The organism is Bacillus sp. FSL K6-0138 (assembly GCF_037982765.1).
Classification (GTDB): domain Bacteria; phylum Bacillota; class Bacilli; order Bacillales; family Bacillaceae; genus Bacillus; species Bacillus glycinifermentans.
This window is the reverse complement of record NZ_CP150286.1, coordinates 4,004,801-4,021,019: the sequence shown is the minus strand read 5'-3', so window position 1 is coordinate 4,021,019 and position 16,219 is coordinate 4,004,801. Positions and strand designations below refer to the sequence as shown.

Genomic DNA, 16,219 nt, shown 5'->3' with positions numbered 1-16,219 from the left:
GGGAGACAGCAATGAAGGGAACCTTAAAGGCCGGGGCGAAAGCGGGGCTGAAAACGACGTGGACGCTCGGAAAAGTGATTTTTCCGGTTACGCTGATCGTCAGCCTGCTCCAGCATACCCCGGTGATGGGCTGGCTGATCAAGATCATCACGCCGGCGATGGGAGTTTTCGGTCTTTCGGGGGAAGCGGCGATACCGCTCGTGTTAGGCAACATGCTCAACCTGTATGCCGGGATTGCAGGAATATTAACGCTCGATTTGTCTGTTAAGGAAGTGTTTATTCTGGCGGTCATGCTGTCATTTTGCCATAACCTGATTATCGAGTCGACGGTCGCTTCAAGGGTCGGAATCAAAATATGGCTCATTTTGCTTGTCCGCATCGGCCTTGCCGCCTTTTCAGCCATCTTTATCAACCTCTTGTGGCACGGCGGAGGAGAGGCTGCAAAATACGGTTTGATTTCTGCAAAAGGCGCGGCTCCGACGGGCTGGTTTGACATTGCGCTTGAAGCCTTCACAAAAGCCGGTCTGGGAATCCTTCAGCTTGCCGCGATCGTCATCCCGCTGATGATCGTCATTCAATATATGAGAGACCTCGGCTGGCTGAACGTTTTCTCAAAGTGGTTTGCACCGGTAACGAGAATGCTCGGGATGAAAGAAAATACATCGATGACAATGGTTGCAGGACTCGTGATCGGGCTCGCATACGGAGCCGGGGTCATGATCAAAGCTGTCGAAGAAGACGGCGTCAGCAACAGTGATGTGACGCTCGCGTTCATTTTTCTCGTCGCCTGCCATGCCGTCGTTGAAGATACATTGGTATTTATCCCGCTCGGCATTCCGGTCTGGCCGCTTCTTGTGATCAGGCTTGCCACCGCGGTCCTCCTGACGATCGCGATTTCTCGCCTCTGGAGGAAGCCGGACTATTCCGTTCAAGAGAAAGGAAGCTTTATATGAAAATAAATACTGTTCTGTTTGATTTGGATGGAACGCTCATCAATACAAATGAGCTGATCATTGCATCTTTTTTGCATACGCTTGAACATTATGCCCCAGGGCGTTATCAAAGGGAGGATGTGCTTGCGTTCATCGGTCCGTCCCTTTACGAAACCTTCAGCGGCATACATAAAGATAAGGCGGAAGAAATGATCAGCATGTACCGAGAGTTCAATCATAAAATGCACGATCAGCTCGTAACGGAATATGATACGGTTTACGAAACGCTCGACCGCTTGGCCGAAGAAGGGTATAAGCTCGGAATCGTGACGACAAAACTGCGCGATACCGTCAACATGGGCCTCAAGCTGACAGGGCTTGACCGATTCTTCGAGACGGTTGTAACGCTTGACGACGTCACGCGCGCCAAACCTGATCCGGAGCCTGTTCTGCTTGCGCTTTCCAAGCTCGAAAGCCGCCCTGAAGAAGCGATCATGGTCGGCGACAATTACCACGATATTTTAGCCGGGAAACATGCGGGCACAAAAACGGCGGGCGTCGCCTGGACGATTAAAGGGGAAGCAAGCCTTGCCAAGCATCAGCCCGACTATATGCTCGGCAAAATGAGCGATCTCCTTGCGATCCTCGGAGTGGAACCGGCTTGAGAAACACGAAGCGCTATCCGGTGTCAGGAGCCAACTCCTTATGGCATGTCTATCAAACGGTTCCGTTTTTCAAAGTGGTCAAAAACTTCATCGTCATTCAGACGGCCCGCTATACACCGTTTCTCGGGATGAAAAACTGGATGTACAGAACGTTTTTGCGGATGAAGATCGGAGAGCAAAGCTCATTTGCCTTGATGGTTATGCTTGATGTGATGTTTCCCGAAAAAATTTCCGTCGGCCGCAATACCGTGATCGGCTACAATACAACGATTTTAGCCCATGAGTATTTAATTAAAGAATACCGTCTCGGCGAGGTCACAATCGGCGACGAAGTGATGATCGGGGCCAATTCGACGATCCTTCCCGGCGTGACCATCGGAGACGGCGCCGTCGTATCCGCCGGAACGCTCGTCCATAAGGACGTCCCGCCGGGCGCTTTTGTCGGCGGCAATCCGATGCGGCTCATTTATACAAAAGAAGAAATGGAGAAACGGATGGAACCCCCCGCTGAGTAAACAGAGGGGGTTTTTCATGGCTAGAATTCCTGATTGTTTTTTTCCGTAACATGTTTTACTCCGATCCATTTTTTGCCGACATTCGAGTATCTTGTGTTTGTCATCGTGACAGTGCTTGTTGAGCTGTCCGTTCTGAAAATGGCTTCCTTCATGTTGGTGATGGTGCAGTTGTCAATTATGACGGAAGTTTTAAAGGTTGAACCGCCGAGCTGACGGATGAACTTGCCGCCTTGATCAGCTGTGAAGTTTTTCACCGCAAAGGTGCCCGCTTTGTTGATTTGAAAAATCTTATCTGAGGCCAGACGCGCAGATCCTCCGTTGATGGTGACATTCCCTTCTTGTTTCACGGTCAGGGCGTCCTCACCGACATCCTCCCAAACGACATTGCTGATAGAAGCGTTTCCATAAGTGTGAACGCCATCAGCAGCCGGTGCGCCAAGCACGACATTTTTCAGCGTCGCCCCATTCTCCACCTTGAAAATCGGTTTTTGGCCTTCTTTCTGACTGCCGTCGCCAAGCTCCGGACCAGCCGTAAAACGCTGTCCTTTTCCATCATAAGTCTTCCCTTTTTCAACGACAATCGTTTGATGGACGATCTCTGCGGCAGAGGCTTTTTCAGGAAAAGCCTGTCCACTCAAACCGGCAACCAAGCCAGACAGCACGACCAAACCTGCTAATTTTTTCATAACCGAAACCCTCCTAAAGATTTAGTATTGGCTGATATAAAGCCATGTCTCCCGCCTTTGTCTCCGCCTGCCATTTTCGTTCTGGTTCTTTTGCAATGAAAGGGAGGTATTCAACTTCCGTATTATCATAAAAGGAGATTCAACGATTGTAAATAAATAAATTGGAAATTTAGAAAATACGGTAAATTAAAAACGGATTAAAAATCGGTATATTCATTTTTAATTATTTAGCCAGTGAAAATAGAGCTATTTTCGAACGTGATCAAAGAATCAATAGAAAAAGTTTTGGGGTATGACGATGAAAAAGAGTTTGTGGGTATGCATGGCAGCTGGAGCAAGCCGGGATCTGTTCCAAGCATGGGCTGGGTGAAAGGCTCCCTCAGGATTGCCGTTCAAGAAATAAGCGCTGATAAGGAAATCATGGGAATCCCTTCTTGCGGATACGATTGGGATGTAACAAATCCGGATCAAAATGCAATGAAGCAGCGGGATGAAATTCAATGAGGCAAAAGCAAGTCCGTCATACGATCAACAGACAGCTTCGATGACGTTTCCCTATACGGATCAGAATCATCAGCAGCATGTCGTCTTAGAAACATGAAGATCCCCGTCGGCGTTTCTGTATATTCTTTATTGTCATGAATCAGAGTTCATTTGGCAGGCTGTTCAAAAAGGAATCAAATAATATGAAAAAGAGGCCGGAATGATTCATTCCAGCCTCTTTGTTATGAAGCGATGACAACCGCCTGGCTGCCCATTTGTTTCCATGCCTTTTCAAAATTGCTTCTGTCGACTTTCCTGTTTTTGTAGCCGTAAGGATCGTTCAAATAAACGTATTTATCATTATAGCCGGTAATCGCGACGCTATGGACGCTGTAGGTGACATCAACCTTGCCTGACGGCGTATTCCACGTTTGCATATCATTGACCGGGGCAAATCTTACGGTGGTAATGACCCAGACCGGTCTTCCTTTGTTGAGCTGTTTATAGATGGCCGCCGGCTTTTTTCCCGTCAGGTCGATAGCTTTCGTGCCCGCATAAGAAGCGGCCAGCTTGTAAATCGGACCGTGGTAGACACTTAGGCCAGGGCCGTTTTCCATATCGCCGACAAATCCGTCGTTAGGGTTTCCTTTTAAGCCGTTTTGATAGGTGAGCGGCACTCTATTGATTTTTTGAGCCAGTTCATTTTTCGACACATCATATCCGCTGTAGTTTAAGATCATCGCCAGGCTGGCGACTTCGCATCCGTTATAAAGCTTCGGAGCATCCATTTGTTTGATTAACGGCACGTCCAGCGTATTGTCCGCTTCTTTGCTTTTGACTTCTTCTCCCCCCGTTTTCGCTTGGCTGTTTTCGTGAATTAACGGGCCGATCATATCTTTGGAAAACAGTATGAAAATGGCTAAGGCAAAAGCTGTTAAGAAAAAAATAGAAAATAGCGCTTTGATGAATTTCATATCAGTCTCCCGTCCTGTTTTAGAGAATAAAAATTTGTTCTTTATACGATTATATCATCAAGGCATTCTTAAAATAAAAGAAATCATTTTAACAAAAGTGGGACAGTCTGTTATTGATTTTGACTCTTTCATCTGTTAGCATATTATCATATTAGCGAACTAAAGGATTCGGAATTTTTCTTCAAACGTATACGGGGGTGCAAGTCAGATGTTTATGTTCGAAAAGCCTCACGGCATGAGAGACACGCTGCCCGGTCTCTATGAAACGAAGAAAAGGGTGCGTTCTGCACTTCTTGATGTGATCGGCCTGTGGGGATACCGATTTGTGGAAACTCCGACGCTCGAGTTTTATGAGACGGTCGGCGTGCAGTCAGCTATTTTAGAACAGCAGCTTTTTAAGCTGCTTGATCAGGAAGGGAAGACGCTTGTGCTGCGCCCTGATATGACAGGGCCCATTGCAAGGGTGGCGGCTTCACAGCTTTTGAAACAACATCATCCGATCCGCGTCGGGTATGCGGCGAACGTTTTCAGAGCGCAGGAACGCGAAGGCGGCCGTCCCGCAGAATTTGAACAGGTCGGGGTCGAGCTAATTGGAGACGGATCATCAAGCGCCGATGCCGAGGTGATTGCCCTTGTCGTTAGTGCGCTTAAAAACGCGGGGCTTACGTCTTTTAAAATTTCGATCGGCCATATCGGAATCGCAGATGCGTTATTTATGGACGTTTTGGGAAATGAAGAAAGGGCTCAAGTGCTGCGGCGCTTTTTATATGAAAAAAATTACGTCGGCTACCGCGAACACGTGAAATCGCTGAATTTATCGTCAATCGATAAAAACAGGCTGCTTGAGCTTCTGAAGCTGAGGGGCGGTATTGAAACGTGCGGCTCGGCTAAAGCGATCATCGATTGCGAACAAGGAAAGAGTGCGATTACACAGCTTGAAGCTCTTTGGCAGACACTCGGCGATTACGGATGCGCAGAAGACGTCAGGCTCGACTTAAGCATGGTCAGTCATATGAGCTACTATACCGGTATTTTATTTGAAATATACGCTGAAAACGTCGGCTTTCCGATCGGGAACGGAGGACGCTATGACCAGCTGCTCGGCCGCTTCGACTCCCCGGCTCCGGCGACGGGCTTCGGAATCCGTATCGACAGGCTGCTTGAAGCTTTGAACGCGGAAGATGCACAAGAAAAAATGGATATCGTCATTTTCAGCACGGAGCAAAGGATAGAGGCCATTCAATTCGCAGAGGAAGAACGGCGGAGGGGCAAAAAAGTCGTTCTCCAAGATTTAGCCGGGATCGAAAACATCGATCAAATGACGAAATCTTTTCAAAACGTGACCTATTTTATCGGTTCCGGAAAGGAAGAGCAGCATGGGTAAACGATTGACGATTGCAATGCCGAAAGGACGGATTTTTGATGAAGCCGCCGGACTGCTCCGAAAAGCCGGCTATCAGCTTCCCGAAGAATTCGAAGATTCAAGAAAATTGATTATCGATGTACCGGAAGAAAGCCTTCGATTTATCCTGGCTAAACCGATGGATGTCACAACATATGTGGAGCATGGAGTGGCGGATGCCGGAATCGCTGGCAAAGACGTCATGCTTGAAGAAGAGCGTGATGTCTACGAGGTTCTCGATTTGAAGATCAGCAAATGCCGCCTGGCAGTAGCCGGTCTGCCGCAGGCTGCTGCAGGCGGTGTTGCACCGAGAGTGGCGACGAAATATCCGAATGTCGCGTCAAGCTATTTCAGGGAACAGGGAGAGCAGGTCGAAATCATTAAGCTGAACGGGTCGATCGAGCTTGCCCCGCTCATCGGTCTCGCCGACCGGATCGTAGATATTGTGTCAACCGGACAAACGCTCTTGGAAAACGGCCTTGTGGAAACCGAGAAAATTTGCGACATTACGTCACGGTTTATCGTGAATCCCGTGAGCTACCGGATGAAAGACGATGTCATCGATGAAATGGCTTCAAGGCTTGCGCTTATCGTGGAAGGGGAATAGATAATATGAAGATCAAATCCATCGGCGGGAATACCGCTGTTTCGCTGAAAAGGTCGATCAGCGCCGGAACGGAAGAACAAAGAAAAGCTGTACGCACGATCATTGACGAGGTGATCAAACGCGGGGATGCGGCTGTTGCCGATTTTACGAAGCGGTTTGACGGAGCCGTTGTATCCGATCCGCGCGTTTCCGAACAGGAAATCAAGGAAGCCTACAGCATGCTGAAACAGGAAGATGTGGATACGCTGAAAGCGGCGATTTCCAATATAAAAGAATATCATGAACGGCAGCTGGCATCTTCCTGGTTTTACCACAGAGAAGACGGAACGATGCTCGGGCAAAAAATCACGCCGCTTGATTCGGCTGGCGTTTACGTTCCCGGAGGAACCGCGGCTTACCCGTCATCGGTTCTGATGAATGTCATTCCTGCAATTGTTGCGGGCGTCGGCCGGATTGTGCTTGCATCTCCGCCGGGAAAGGACGGGAAGCTGTCTCCGGGGGTTCTCGTCGCGGCGGCTGAGCTCGGCATAAAAGAAATGTACAAAATCGGAGGGGCTCAGGCGATAGCGGCTCTGGCCCACGGAACGGAAACGATATACCCTGTCGATAAAATCACGGGGCCCGGCAATATTTATGTCGCCTTGGCGAAACGCGAGGTATTCGGCCAGGTTGACATCGACATGATTGCAGGGCCGAGCGAAATCGCCGTTCTTGCCGATCAGACGGCAAACCCGCGTGAAATCGCCGCAGACCTGCTTTCGCAGGCTGAACATGATGCGATGGCGTCAAGCGTTCTGGTCACCGATTCCCATTCACTCGCTGAAGCCGTTCAGAAAGAAGTGAACCGCCAGCTTGAAGAGCTGCCGAGAAAAGACATTGCCCGGCAGTCCATTGAAGATCACGGCTGTATTTATGTAGCAGAAACCATTGATGACGCCGTCACTGCCGTTAACGAGCTTGCTCCGGAGCACCTTGAAATCGTAACGGAAAATCCTGAGGCGCTGCTTGGAAAAATCAAGCACGCCGGCGCGATTTTCTTGGGGCGCTACAGTTCTGAGCCTGTCGGGGATTATTTTGCAGGTCCGAATCACGTGCTGCCTACCAACGGAACGGCGAGATTTTCAAGCCCGCTCAGCGTCGAAGACTTTCAAAAACGATCTAGCATCATCTCATACAGCAAGGAAGCTTTCCGCGAAAACGCTGAAAGGATAGCCGCTTTTGCCAGAATGGAAGGGCTTGAAGCACATGCTAGAGCCATCGAATCAAGAAACGGGGAGGAAGACTGATGAGAAAAGCCGAACGGGCAAGAAAAACGAATGAAACGGATATTAAGCTGTCTTTCAATATTGACGGCCAAGGAGAAGCGGATATTCAAACAGCTGTGCCGTTTATGACGCACATGCTCGACTTATTTACAAAGCACGGCCAGTTCGACCTTTCCGTCAAGGCCGAAGGCGATGTGGACATCGATGACCATCATACGACAGAAGATATCGGCATTTGTCTCGGGCAGGCGCTTTTGGAAGCGCTCGGCGATAAAAAAGGCATTAAACGCTACGGATCAAGCCTTGTGCCGATGGACGAAGCGCTCGCCCAGGTAGCGGTCGATTTGAGCAACAGGCCGCATCTTGAGTTCAGGGCGCAGCTTCCGAGCCGGAAAGTCGGAACATTTGATACTGAGCTCGTCCACGAATTTTTATGGAAGCTCGCCCTGGAAGCGCGCATGAATCTTCACGTCATCGTCCACTACGGGACGAATACGCATCACATCATTGAGGCGATTTTTAAAGCGCTTGGCCGCGCGCTTGACGAAGCCACGATGATTGACCCTCGCGTGAAAGGAATTCCATCAACGAAAGGAATGCTGTAAATGATCGGTGTCATTGACTATGGAATGGGGAACCTGTACAGCGTATCAAAAGCATTGGAGCGGATCGGAGCGGATTATATTGTATCAGAGCGGATCAGCGAGCTGCAGAAAGCGGACAGCTACATCCTGCCGGGAGTCGGCGCGTTTCGCGATGCGATGGAGATTTTAAACAAAACGGATTTAAAGACCTTTATACGGGATGCGGTCGGTGAAGGGAAGCCTCTTCTCGGGATTTGCCTCGGCATGCAGCTGTTGTTCGAGGAAAGCGAAGAACGGGGCATTACCGGCGGACTCGGTCTTTTAAAAGGGAAGGCCGTCAAGCTTGAAGCCCGAGATGAAGCGGGAAACCGCTTAAAGGTACCGCACATGGGCTGGAACCGCCTCGCGATTCACCGCGATTCACCGCTTTTGACGAAGGCTGACGAAGGCTACGCTTATTTTGTCCATTCCTATTATGTCAGCGGGATGGATGAGGAAGCTCTCTTGGCAAGCGCTGATTACGGCGTGCGCGTACCGGCCGTCGTCGGGCTTGATCATGTATACGGGGCCCAGTTCCACCCTGAAAAAAGCAGCACCGTCGGAATGTCGATTTTAAAACGATTCAAACAATTGACAGAAGAACAGAAGGTGACAGCATGAGCGGGTTTACAATATATCCGGCCATCGATATGAGAAATGGAAAATGCGTCAGGCTTGTGCAGGGAGACTATGCAAGGGAAACGGTATACGGGGATTCCCCGCTTGAGATGGCGGCATTGTTTGCAGATCAGGGGGCCGAATGGATCCACCTCGTCGATTTGGATGGCGCGAGAGAAGGCAAAACAGTCAACGATGTTCATGTGAAAGCCATCGCGGATCGATTGAATGTCAAAGTGCAGGTCGGCGGGGGCATCAGGACCGAAAAAGACGTTGATGACTATCTCTCAAATGGCGTAGAAAGAGTGATTTTAGGTAGCTCGGCCGTGTCTGATCCGGCGTTTGTCAAAAAGATGCTGAAGACGTACCAGCATCATATTGCAATTGGACTTGACGCAAGAGACGGTTTTGTCTCGACGGAAGGCTGGCTCGAAACGTCATCCGTGACGGCGGTGGAGCTTGGCAGAAAGCTGGCCGCGGAAGGCGCGGAGGTTTTTATTTTCACCGATATTGCGACAGACGGAATGCTGTCCGGACCGAACATTGACAGTACGGTAGAGCTTGCCGGAGCTACCGGAAAACAGGTTATTGCCTCAGGCGGCGTCAGCTCTCTTAGCGATTTGGAAGCTTTGGCGGCTCATGGCTCTGAAGGCGTCAGCGGCGCAATCGTCGGCAAAGCTTTATACACGAATCAATTCACCGTGCCTGAAGCGCTTGAAAGGGTGGGGACCAGGTGATTACAAAACGCATTATACCGTGTTTGGATGTAAAGGACGGCCGTGTCGTCAAAGGGATCCAGTTTCTTGAACTGAAGGACGCCGGCGATCCGGTAGAACTTGCAGAGGTGTACGACAAAGAAGGCGCAGATGAACTCGTCTTTCTCGATATTTCCGCATCGCATGAAGGAAGAAAAACGATGGTCGACGTTGTGGAAAGAGTGGCGGCAAAGCTTGCGATTCCCTTCACCGTCGGCGGCGGTATCAACCGTCTGGAAGACATGAAGACGATTTTAAGAGCGGGTGCGGACAAAGTTTCCGTCAATACGGCCGCTGTCCTTCGCCCCGAGCTGATTGCCGAAGGCGCCGGCTTTTTCGGTTCCCAATGCATCGTCGTCGCCATTGACGCCAAATACGATGAAGCTGAAGACGAATATTTCGTTTACACACACGGCGGCCGGAAAAAGACGGATCGTGACGCAGTGTCATGGGCGAAGGAAGCCGTTCAGCGGGGAGCGGGCGAGATTTTGCTGACGAGCATGGACTCCGACGGGGAGAAGAACGGATTTGACCACAAGCTGACAAAGCTCGTGTCAGAAGCGGTCCCGGTTCCGGTGATTGCCTCAGGCGGCGCCGGAAACGCCGAGCATATGAGAGCCGTGTTTGAAGAAGGCAAAGCAGATGCAGCACTCGCCGCCTCCATCTTCCACTACAAAGAAACGTCGGTTAAAGAGGTAAAAGCTTATCTAAAAGAGCGCGGGGTGAATGTAAGATGATAAAGGCAGACGAATTGAAGTTTAATGAAGCGGGTTTAATCCCGGCGATCGTCCAGGATGCAGCAAGCAAAGAAGTGCTGACACTGGCCTATATGAACAAAGAATCGTTTGAAAAAACGATCGAGACAAAGGAAACGTGGTTTTTCAGCCGTTCCCGCGGAGAACTGTGGCATAAAGGCGAGACTTCAGGCAATATTCAGCATGTGAGAGACATCCGCCTCGATTGCGACCGCGACGCTCTGGTCGTGCTTGTCGAGCCGCAGGGCCCGGCCTGTCATACGGGAAGCTACAGCTGCTTCTCATCCTTGAATGACGGCAGGGAAGCAAGCGGCGGCCGTTTCTCTATTATCAATGAGCTCGAAGCCGTCATCGCCAGCCGGCAGGCTGAAATGCCCGAAGGCGCCTATACGACGTATTTATTTCGGGAAGGCATTGATAAAATCCTGAAAAAAGTCGGCGAAGAAGCCGCCGAGGTGATCATTGCTTCGAAAAACCGCGATCATGAAGAATTGAAATGGGAGGCAGCAGATCTCCTCTATCATTTGTTCGTCCTTTTAAGAGAGCAGGCCCTTCCGCTTGATGACGTATTGAGCGTGCTGAAAAAACGCCACGAAGGATCCAAATAACGCGCGATAAAAAAATCCAGACCTTTCATGTGATCTGCACCCTGTCAAGTAGACAGTGGAAATAACTAAAACACACTAGACGGCTTTAGCCCTGTATTCCACTGGGCTGAGGCCGTTTAGTTTTTCTTGTAGACGATCGTGGTTGTAAAAGTGGATATATTCATCAATTGCGCTTTGAAGTGCCTCAAATGTCTCGTACGAATTCCGTCTGTATTTCTCGCATTTTAATTTCCCCCAAAACGACTCAATGGGGCCGTTATCAATACAGCGGCCGACGCGGGACATACTCTGTGTCATATTTGCGTTTTCAATCATCCTTCTAAACTGGTGGGACGTGTATTGAAAACCTCTGTCGCTGTGAAGGAGAGGACGTGCGTTTGGGGCTGCCTCAAGCGCTTGGTTCAAGGTTTTAAACACAAGGGCGTTATTATTGGATTTCCCCAGCACATAAGACACGACCATTCCCTCATGAAGATCTAAAATGGCACTGAGGTACGCTTTCCGATGGCCGTATTTTAGCTCTGTCACATCAGTCACCCATTTTTGATTTGGTTTGTCCGCTTTAAACTCTCGATTCAGGATATTTTCGGACACATGTTGAGGCGTCGCTTTGCCGTAACGTTTTTTCTTCCGCCGAATGACACACTCCAGCTTGGCAATTTTCATCAGCCGATAGATGCGCTTATGATTGAGGCGCTCTTTAAAGCGGCGGTTCATGTTTAAGGTCATTCTGCGGTATCCGTAGATACCGCCAATTTGTTCGTGAAGTAGCGCCATTTTGGCGATAATCTTTTCATTCTGTTTTTCTCTCGCTGAAGGTACTCGGCTCCTCCATTTGTAATACCCCTGGCGCGAAACTTCGGCAATCTCACATAACATTTGGACAGAAAAGCCTTCTTTTCGATTCAGCTCTAAAATGGCGAGATATCGATCTTCGTACCGAACCTGACTTAGAACCGCCTCCTTTTGATCTCTTCCAACTTTTTTAAGAACGCATTCTCTGCGCGCAAACGCTCATTTTCCTGTTCCAGCCGTTTGTTTTCCCGTTGAATTTTTTCTTCAGGTGTCAGTTCTTCTTCGGTTTTGCGTTTCCCTCGGTTGTCTTTTAAGGCCTCTTCTCCGCCTTCTTGATACTTTTTCACCCATTGATACACCTGTTGGTAGGAGACTTGATGAATCTCCATTGATCTGGCGTAGTCCTTTCCATGAGCTAGACAATCCTTCGCAATCTCAATCCGTTCTTCCAATGAAACGTTCTTCCGTTTGGTCATCAAACGATTCCTTCCTCTCCCGCTGTCTTTTAACGTTTTATGACCATTATAAAGCTCAACCCACTTCATGAGTACGGATTTACTGGAAATCTTATATTTTCTCGAGATTTCTCTTTGAGAGTAGCGTCCGGATAAGAAGTCTTTCACGGCATTGTATTTTAATTCTGCGGGATAGAACTTATGGCGCTTTGAACGTTCCAAACTCTCCACACCCGCCATATCATGCGATGTTCTCCATTCACGAATCGTTTCGGCATGAATGCCATATTTTTCTGCGATCTCCTTCACCGAATTATTGCCCTGATCACATTCTGATAGAATATTCAATTTTTCTTCTTTTGAAAACCATTTTCCAGCCATGAAAAAACTCCCCCAAGGCAAACAGATTTTTTTATTTCATCTGTCTACCTTTAGGGGAGCATATCAATGAGTTTGGGTTTTTTTATTAAAAAATAAGCGATCAGCCAATATAAATGTAAGGAATGGATAAGCCAAAAGTGGAAAATGAAGAGAAAATTTTCGAAACCTTGTTTTTGCTCTGTTAAGCCTACGAGAAACTATGTTATACTACTCACGGTATACAGTTTGAAATGGAGGGTATCTGTGGGAAAGTACACTTCTGAAGATCATAAAAAAGCGAGAATTGTTCAGCTTTTTCAGGATGGGCAATATCTTTATCATAAAGGGCTCAAAGCTTACAGAGAGCGAAATTTATCCCGCGCGAGCAAGCTCATACAGAGGGCGATTTTTCTTGAACCTGAAAATACGGGCATGCTGAGTCAGCTTGCCGTCATTTATACAGAGATGGGCTATTACCAGCAATCAAATGAACTATTGGACTTCATTCTAAAAAATATAAACGAAAAAATGACCGAGTGCTACTATTTTAAAGCGAACAACTATGCTCATCTCGGACTTTTCCAGGAAGCCTACAAGGCGGCGGAAACTTATTTAAAGGAAGATCCGAACGGCGAGTTCAGCGCGGAAAATGCGGAGCTCCTTGATTTATTGGATATGGGAGAAGATGATTCAGGCTACTCGGAATACGACCAGGATGATTTAATCCTCAAGCAGGACAAGGCGAAATCGCTGTTGGAAAGCGGAGAGCTTCAGGAATCGATCAAGATACTTGAAGAAATCATTGCCGATTATCCGGAATTTTGGTCGGCTTACAATAACTTGGCGCTTGCCTATTTTTACGCCGGCGATATCCAAAAAGCGAAGACGACGATTTATGACATTTTGGAAAAGAGCCACGGCAATCTGCATGCGCTTTGCAATCTTCTTATTTTCTACCATTATGAAAGAAAAGACGAAAAGGTTAGAACGCTTTCTCAGCAGCTGTCCAATATTTATCCGATGCTGCTTGAGCAGAGGTATAAGCTCGGAGCGACGCTTTCGCTTGTCGGCAGGTACGACCTCGGGTTTAAGTGGCTCAAATCTCTTTATCGCATGGGATTTGAAGGAGACGAAACCTTTTACTACTGGCTTGCCTGTTCCGCATATTTTACCGGGCGCACTCAGTTTGCCCAGACCGTGTGGAAAAAAATGCAGGAAGAGCATCCTTCTGCCGGACGGATGGAGCCGTGGAAAGAACGGATCGAAAAAGTCCCTGTTCAGCGGCCGCTTGAGGAACGCCTTGCCGCATACTACCTAAGCGGGAGAAAAGGGGAAAAAGAACTGCTGAAAGCCGTGCTCGATTCCAAAATGGCCAAAACGTCGTTTGAAGATCAGTTTGTAAGGCTCGTGCTGTACGGCGAAAACGGGACGGCCGTCACCTCAAAAGACGCTCGTCTCGCATACAGAACAGCGAAAGCGATCGAAGAAGCCGACCGTTCCGCGATCGAACAGGAAGCGATGTGTTTTTGGATATTTCATGTCATTCAGCAAATCAGGGCTTACGGGCTTCAGCTGAAAAACGCCGACGGGTTGGCCGCGGCCATCTACTTCATTTGGAAAACAGAGCATCAGGAGCGTCTGACGAAAGCCGAAACGGCAAGGCTTTTCCGAATTTCGCCAGGAACGCTTTCAAAATACGAACGTACATTAAAAGAACATCTTTAACAACAGGCTGAACCTTGGTTCATCCTGTTTTGTTTTTTGAGCAAAAATATAGCGCTTATTCATGATATTTTATAGGATATGGGTAAGGAAGAATCAAGAAGGGAATCTTATAGAAATGGACTGCTTGCCGGCGTAAGCAGCAAGAAGATTCATGAAGGAGTGAACATTGTGTCAGAAGAAAAAATTTATGACTGCATCATCATCGGAGCGGGTCCTGCAGGAATGACAGCGGCCGTTTATACATCAAGAGCGAACCTGTCAACCTTGATGGTTGAAAGAGGGGTGCCCGGCGGACAGATGGCCAACACGGAGGATGTGGAAAACTATCCGGGATTTGAAAGCATTCTTGGACCCGAACTTTCCAATAAAATGTTTGAACACGCGAAGAAGTTCGGTGCGGAGTATGCGTACGGAGACATTAAAGAAATCGTAAACGGCGATGAGTATAAAATCGTTAAAGCGGGATCAAAAGAGTTCAAAGGGCGCTCCATTATCATTGCGGCCGGCGCTGAATACAAAAAACTCGGCGTTCCCGGCGAAAAAGAGCTCGGCGGCCGCGGGGTTTCATACTGCGCGGTATGTGACGGCGCATTCTTTAAAAACAAAGAGCTCGTCGTTGTCGGCGGCGGAGACTCCGCAGTGGAAGAAGGCGTCTACTTGACGCGCTTTGCTTCAAAAGTAACGATCGTACACCGCCGCGACAAACTGAGAGCGCAAAGCATTCTTCAAGCGCGGGCGTTTGACAATGAAAAAGTCGATTTCCTTTGGAACAAGACGGTCAAGGAAATTCATGAACAAGACGGAAAAGTCGGCAAAGTGACGCTCGTTGATACCGTTACCGGCGAAGAAGAAGAATTCCGTACGGACGGCGTCTTTATTTACATCGGCATGCTGCCGCTGTCAGAACCGTTCAAAAACCTCGGCATCACAAACGATGAAGGCTATATCGTAACGAATGAGCGCATGGAGACGAAAGCCGAAGGCATTTTTGCGGCAGGCGACATCCGCGAAAAATCGCTCCGCCAGATCGTTACTGCAACAGGTGACGGAAGCATCGCCGCACAGAGCGTTCAGCATTATATTGAAGAGCTGAAGGAAAAAGAAAAGGCTGTAAAATAACGGCCGTTAATCGTCATCGTGATTTAATCGGTCTGTAACACCAGTGAAACAATTTTTGGTTATGATTAAATCAGTAATTGACCCCCTTTTATAATGAATTTTTTGGCGCGGATTTTCGATCCGTGCCCTTTTTTTATGTAAGGGTAATTTTTACATATTTTCACAATTTGTTCATATTTACAACATGAATATCAGGATTTTGCTGTAAAATAGAAGAAAAGAAGTTTTTTCGCAAACGCTTCCATTCGCGTCCTGAAGGCATGAGAGGAACCAGGCAAAAGAATCGGCGGCCCGGAAAACCGATTTTTACAGTTGGACTGCATGTTCATTGTGAGCGGGATCAGGAAACGGTATAATAAGAAAAAGAATTGTTGGAATTAAAGGATGGGTGACAGACTTGCAAAGAGTGACGAATTGTGTGCTGATTTCAGATGATCAAGTCCTTTTGCTGAAAAAACCGCGCCGGGGCTGGTGGGTCGCCCCGGGCGGGAAAATGGAAAGCGGGGAAACGGTCAGGGATGCCGTCATCAGGGAATATCGCGAAGAGACAGGCTTATACGTATTAAACCCGCAATTAAAAGGAATATTCACCTTTATCATAAAAGAAAATGATCAGGTTGTATCAGAATGGATGATGTTCACGTTCGTCGCCGATCATTATACAGGAAGTCCTGTAGAGGAGTCTGAAGAAGGGATCATTCAGTGGCATCAGGCAGGAGAGATAGAGAATTTGCCGATGGCGCCGGGTGATGGTCATATCCTTGATTTTATGCTGAAGGGCAGCGGACTGCTTCACGGCACATTTACGTATACGCCGGATTTTGAACTGCTGTCCTACCGTCTGGACCCGCAGGGCGAATAAAAAACTAGGGGGGAG

Annotated in this window: 18 protein-coding genes; 15 read left to right on the top strand and 3 right to left on the bottom strand. The window is 48.3% G+C overall.

The features are described 5' to 3' along the window. The first annotated feature begins 11 nt into the window (after window positions 1-11). Genes MHB78_RS21210 through MHB78_RS21200 form a run of 3 tightly spaced genes read left to right on the top strand, consistent with a single transcriptional unit; the run spans window position 12 to window position 2,112 of the window. Window positions 12-953: a nucleoside recognition domain-containing protein gene (locus tag MHB78_RS21210; protein ID WP_046129485.1), complete on the top strand. Its 942-nt coding sequence runs from the start codon at window positions 12-14 to the stop codon at window positions 951-953. Beyond that, window positions 950-1,597 carry a pyrophosphatase PpaX gene (gene ppaX / locus MHB78_RS21205; RefSeq protein WP_046129486.1) on the top strand — a complete coding sequence of 216 codons (648 nt, stop codon included), beginning with the start codon at window positions 950-952 and terminating at the stop codon, window positions 1,595-1,597. Before MHB78_RS21210 ends, ppaX begins: the two co-directional genes overlap by 4 nt. After that, on the top strand, window positions 1,594-2,112 hold the full coding sequence (locus MHB78_RS21200) for an acyltransferase (RefSeq protein ID WP_046129487.1): 519 nt from the start codon (window positions 1,594-1,596) through the stop codon (window positions 2,110-2,112). The genes ppaX and MHB78_RS21200 overlap by 4 nt, the downstream gene beginning before the upstream one ends. A gap of 20 nt (window positions 2,113-2,132) precedes the next feature. On the opposite strand, the gene MHB78_RS21195 is transcribed toward MHB78_RS21200, so the two are convergent. Beyond that, window positions 2,133-2,798, bottom strand: a complete 666-nt coding sequence (locus tag MHB78_RS21195; RefSeq protein WP_046129488.1) for a pectate lyase — start codon at window positions 2,796-2,798, stop codon at window positions 2,133-2,135. A gap of 258 nt (window positions 2,799-3,056) precedes the next feature. On the opposite strand from MHB78_RS21195, the gene MHB78_RS21190 reads away from it, so the two are divergent. Beyond that, window positions 3,057-3,302 (top strand): hypothetical protein, encoded by a 246-nt coding sequence (locus MHB78_RS21190; protein WP_046129489.1) that lies wholly within the window; start codon window positions 3,057-3,059, stop codon window positions 3,300-3,302. Window positions 3,303-3,523: 221 nt separating this feature from the next. On the opposite strand, the gene MHB78_RS21185 is transcribed toward MHB78_RS21190, so the two are convergent. Beyond that, window positions 3,524-4,255 (bottom strand): C39 family peptidase, encoded by a 732-nt coding sequence (locus tag MHB78_RS21185; protein WP_046129490.1) that lies wholly within the window; start codon window positions 4,253-4,255, stop codon window positions 3,524-3,526. A gap of 208 nt (window positions 4,256-4,463) precedes the next feature. Here MHB78_RS21185 and MHB78_RS21180 point away from each other — a divergent pair, with 208 nt between their 5' ends. Genes MHB78_RS21180 through hisIE form a run of 8 tightly spaced genes read left to right on the top strand, consistent with a single transcriptional unit; the run spans window position 4,464 to window position 10,888 of the window. Beyond that, the gene (locus MHB78_RS21180) at window positions 4,464-5,639 is read left to right on the top strand and encodes an ATP phosphoribosyltransferase regulatory subunit (RefSeq protein ID WP_046129491.1); all 1,176 of its coding nucleotides are present in this window, start codon (window positions 4,464-4,466) and stop codon (window positions 5,637-5,639) included. After that, window positions 5,632-6,264 carry an ATP phosphoribosyltransferase gene (gene hisG / locus MHB78_RS21175; protein ID WP_046129492.1) on the top strand — a complete coding sequence of 211 codons (633 nt, stop codon included), beginning with the start codon at window positions 5,632-5,634 and terminating at the stop codon, window positions 6,262-6,264. Before MHB78_RS21180 ends, hisG begins: the two co-directional genes overlap by 8 nt. Before the next feature lie 5 nt (window positions 6,265-6,269). Then, on the top strand, window positions 6,270-7,550 hold the full coding sequence (gene hisD, locus MHB78_RS21170) for a histidinol dehydrogenase (RefSeq protein WP_046129493.1): 1,281 nt from the start codon (window positions 6,270-6,272) through the stop codon (window positions 7,548-7,550). After that, window positions 7,550-8,134, top strand: a complete 585-nt coding sequence (gene hisB / locus MHB78_RS21165; protein WP_046129494.1) for an imidazoleglycerol-phosphate dehydratase HisB — start codon at window positions 7,550-7,552, stop codon at window positions 8,132-8,134. The genes hisD and hisB overlap by 1 nt, the downstream gene beginning before the upstream one ends. Next, complete coding sequence (hisH, locus tag MHB78_RS21160) at window positions 8,135-8,773, top strand: imidazole glycerol phosphate synthase subunit HisH (protein WP_046129495.1); 639 nt, start codon at window positions 8,135-8,137, stop codon at window positions 8,771-8,773. Continuing rightward, window positions 8,770-9,507: a 1-(5-phosphoribosyl)-5-[(5-phosphoribosylamino)methylideneamino]imidazole-4-carboxamide isomerase gene (hisA, locus tag MHB78_RS21155; protein WP_046129496.1), complete on the top strand. Its 738-nt coding sequence runs from the start codon at window positions 8,770-8,772 to the stop codon at window positions 9,505-9,507. Before hisH ends, hisA begins: the two co-directional genes overlap by 4 nt. Beyond that, the gene (gene hisF, locus MHB78_RS21150) at window positions 9,504-10,262 is read left to right on the top strand and encodes an imidazole glycerol phosphate synthase subunit HisF (RefSeq protein WP_046129497.1); all 759 of its coding nucleotides are present in this window, start codon (window positions 9,504-9,506) and stop codon (window positions 10,260-10,262) included. The genes hisA and hisF overlap by 4 nt, the downstream gene beginning before the upstream one ends. Further along, window positions 10,259-10,888: a bifunctional phosphoribosyl-AMP cyclohydrolase/phosphoribosyl-ATP diphosphatase HisIE gene (hisIE, locus tag MHB78_RS21145; RefSeq protein ID WP_046129498.1), complete on the top strand. Its 630-nt coding sequence runs from the start codon at window positions 10,259-10,261 to the stop codon at window positions 10,886-10,888. The genes hisF and hisIE overlap by 4 nt, the downstream gene beginning before the upstream one ends. 75 nt (window positions 10,889-10,963) lie before the next feature. Here hisIE and MHB78_RS21140 read toward each other — a convergent pair. After that, window positions 10,964-12,519, bottom strand: a protein-coding gene (locus MHB78_RS21140) for an IS3 family transposase (RefSeq protein WP_231947364.1) whose coding sequence is annotated in 2 segments (ribosomal slippage) — window positions 10,964-11,862 and window positions 11,862-12,519 — 1,557 coding nt in all. Because the reading frame shifts where the segments join, the coding sequence is not laid out codon by codon here. Between the two features lie 243 nt (window positions 12,520-12,762). Between MHB78_RS21140 and MHB78_RS21135 the strand changes: the two genes are divergently transcribed. From MHB78_RS21135 to MHB78_RS21125, 3 genes are all read left to right on the top strand, one after another. Beyond that, entirely contained in the window at window positions 12,763-14,223 is a 1,461-nt protein-coding gene (locus MHB78_RS21135; protein ID WP_046131822.1) for a tetratricopeptide repeat protein, read from the top strand. A 168-nt stretch (window positions 14,224-14,391) separates the two neighbouring features. Continuing rightward, a complete protein-coding gene (gene trxB, locus MHB78_RS21130) occupies window positions 14,392-15,342 on the top strand; it encodes a thioredoxin-disulfide reductase (protein WP_046131823.1) in 951 nt (316 codons plus the stop codon). A gap of 388 nt (window positions 15,343-15,730) precedes the next feature. Continuing rightward, window positions 15,731-16,204: an 8-oxo-dGTP diphosphatase gene (locus tag MHB78_RS21125; RefSeq protein ID WP_096891935.1), complete on the top strand. Its 474-nt coding sequence runs from the start codon at window positions 15,731-15,733 to the stop codon at window positions 16,202-16,204. Window positions 16,205-16,219 lie beyond the last annotated feature (15 nt).